This is a genomic window from Pseudomonas sp. PICF6 (assembly GCF_009831705.1).
In the GTDB taxonomy this organism is placed as follows: Bacteria; Pseudomonadota; Gammaproteobacteria; order Pseudomonadales; family Pseudomonadaceae; genus Aquipseudomonas; species Aquipseudomonas rhizophila.
This window is the reverse complement of record NZ_WUUD01000005.1, coordinates 16,503-17,235: the sequence shown is the minus strand read 5'-3', so window position 1 is coordinate 17,235 and position 733 is coordinate 16,503. Positions and strand designations below refer to the sequence as shown.

1 protein-coding gene is annotated in these 733 nt (G+C 63.2%); it reads right to left on the bottom strand.

Going from position 1 to position 733, the window contains the following annotated elements; translation table 11 throughout:
* The coding region (locus GSM73_RS26775) for an Ig-like domain-containing protein (RefSeq protein WP_256676675.1) at positions 1-733 on the bottom strand (733 nt) is incomplete at both ends.

Below are 733 nucleotides of genomic sequence, written 5' to 3'. Positions count from 1 at the left end.
TCAGGCTGCCGTTGGCAACGGTAAGGTCGGCCAGGGTGAAACCGGTCACCGCCTCGCTGAAGGTAATTGTCACCAGCGAGGTTTCGCCGACGCCAAGGGTCGAGTCGGCGACCACGATGGTCGCGGTCGGACGCGCGGTGTCGATGGCGTAGTTGTTCGAATCAGTGGTGCCCGTACCGACGTTGCCCGCCGCATCCGCCACACCAGTGTTATCCAGGGTGATGAGGTTGCTGGTGTCGCTGACGCTAGCGCTTGGTGTCAACGTGCCGGTCCAGGTGATGCCGCCGTCGCCACTGCTCAGGCCGGTGATCGTACCGTTGGCGACCGTCAGGTCGGCGGCGGTAAAGCCTGTTACCGCTTCGTTGAAGGTGATGGTCACCAGGGATGTTTCGCCAACGCTCAGCGCGGTGTCGGCCACAACGATGCTAGCGGTGGGTCGCTGGGTGTCGACTGCATAGTTGTTGGAGCTGGTGGTGCCGCTGCCGGTGTTACCGGCCGCGTCCGCCACACCGGTATTGGCCAGGATGATCAGATTGGTGGCGTCGCTGATGCTGGCGCTCGGGGTGAGCGTCGCGGTCCAGGTGATGCCGCCGTCGCTGCTGCTCAGCCCGCTCAAGGAGCCATTGGCCACAGTCAGGTCTGCCAGGGTAAAGCCCGTGACAGCTTCGCTGAAAGTGATCGTCACCAGCGATGTTTCGCCGATATTCAGCGCAGTATCGGCCACCACGATGGT